Source organism: Haloferula sp., from assembly GCF_049672945.1.
Lineage (GTDB): Bacteria > Verrucomicrobiota > Verrucomicrobiia > Verrucomicrobiales > Akkermansiaceae > Haloferula.
In genome coordinates, this window is sequence record NZ_JBATWY010000084.1 from 1 (window position 1) to 1701 (window position 1701).

At 59.1% G+C, this 1701-nt stretch carries 2 protein-coding genes; one reads left to right on the forward strand and one right to left on the reverse strand.

Annotated features, from left to right (window positions below; genetic code table 11):
* Positions 1 to 222: 222 nt before the first annotated feature.
* Positions 223 to 1125 carry a hypothetical protein gene (locus WBG04_RS07110; RefSeq protein ID WP_424313690.1) on the reverse strand — a complete coding sequence of 301 codons (903 nt, stop codon included), beginning with the start codon at positions 1123 to 1125 and terminating at the stop codon, positions 223 to 225.
* Between the two features lie 394 nt (positions 1126 to 1519).
* On the opposite strand from WBG04_RS07110, the gene WBG04_RS07115 reads away from it, so the two are divergent.
* A partial coding sequence (locus WBG04_RS07115) for a hypothetical protein (protein ID WP_424313691.1) occupies positions 1520 to 1701 on the forward strand: 182 nt, incomplete at its 3' end.

A 1701-nucleotide genomic window follows, 5' to 3' on the forward strand; every position in this document is an offset into this window, starting at 1 on the left:
ACTTCCAGTTCTCAGCCCGGATGCGCCCGAGGCTGGCCGGAGTCTCCCACTCCGAAGGGTGTTGGCGCTTCGCGGCGCACGAGGTGGCACGCCCTCGTGCCACAAAGGGTGGGCTTGGTTTTCGTCGGGCGGGGTCGCGAGGGAGGAAGATGATGTTCTCTGGACCTTGGCCGAACACTTTGAGCGACGGGGGCGTCGCTCCTCCAAGTTGAGCAAACCCGCTTACCGGCTCTCCTTTGGAACCGGCATGGTCACCAGTCTCGGATTCTTGCCTTCGGTGGTGACGTAGAGGGTTCGACCGTCAGGGGAGAAGGCAAGGGCTTCGGCTTGGGAGAGGCCGTGAGTGCCGAGGATTTCCGGGGCTTTCGCGAAGGCTTCTGCCCAGGTCTCTTTCGCCGCGCGGCGGAAAAGGTAGACGCCGCGGTAGGTGAGGACGGCGGCAAGTTTGTTGTCCGCCGAGATATCGAGACCGGTCGGTTGGAAGGCGAAGGGATGTGGGAAGGCACCCGGCGGGAATTCAAGTTTCGCCAATGCGCCGAGGCGTTTGGCGGTCAGAACTTCTCCGGGTGCGGGTTTGCGCAGGGGCAACGAATAGATCGCGGGTTGCTTGTCGCGCTTGGTCAGGAGAAGGATGGATTTGCTGGCGGTGTCGACGGCGATGCCTTCGCAGTCCCGGGGACCATCTTCGTAGTGAAAGCGGATGAGCCAGTCGGCCTTGGTGCTGAGCTTCAGGAATGTTGGGGATGCTTCGGGTTCGGCGACGACGTACAAAGTGAGTTCCTTGCGTTGGGCAGCGTTGTCTCCGATGTCGGCGACGAGGAGGTAGGGTTTGCCATCGAGGGTGAAGGCGGCGAGGTCCTCCCAATCCGTGTTCTTCACACCGCGAAGATGGACCACCCCGCGTGGCTGGCCGCTGGTGTCGGCGAGATGGATCGATGCGGAAGCACCACTGTCGTTGATCAGCCAGAGGAGATCCGGATTGCATCGGGAAACCGCGAGGCCGCTGGCTTCGCTGAGAGCCGGGTCGAGCAGACGAACTGGTTTTTCCTCAGCTTCGGGCGTCTTGGTTTCCAAGGCCGCACATGAGGCGAGGCTGAGGACGAATACGGAAAGGAGGAATCGCATGGTGGTGGAGATGGTGGATCTTTCGTCACGTGGGGACAATTCATGAATACCATGGATTCTAATCCAAAAATGGAATGGAGTCAGATTATGCCAGCACGTGGACATTCAAGTCATAGGGAGGAGCTGGGCCGATGGGTCGGGATTCGGGTTGGCGCGGTCGCGGACGGACCGCCGGTTACATCTACTAGCTTTGCCGTAGTACCCTCTCAGCATCGCCCAAGGGAGCGCGTTCATCCTGAACGCATCGGCCATGGACATCCTGTCCACCCGCGCCATTCTCCCGTCCTGCTTCCGCCCAACCGAGGTCTTCGAGAACACGCTATTCAGAGCCACGATTGATGCATTCAAGATTTTCCAAGAGTAATAAAAACCTTGACTGACCCCCTTTTTGCCATTGACTGACCCCCTTTTTGCCATCGACATACCAGCTGGTCGCAAAGCCAGGGAAAAGCTCACCGAGCGCTTACTCGGAATCCTTCAGAGAGTGTGCGAAAAACCTCTGGAATATCACAAGGCCGAGACCCTGAGAAAGCGTCTCATTCCCGGTGCGCGCGAACACCCGGAAGTATTTGCATT

Excerpts from the sequence above, each read along its gene's own strand:
- WBG04_RS07110 (WP_424313690.1), bottom strand. The coding sequence starts at position 1,125 with ATGCGATTCCTCCTTTCCGTATTCGTCCTCAGCCTCGCCTCATGTGCG.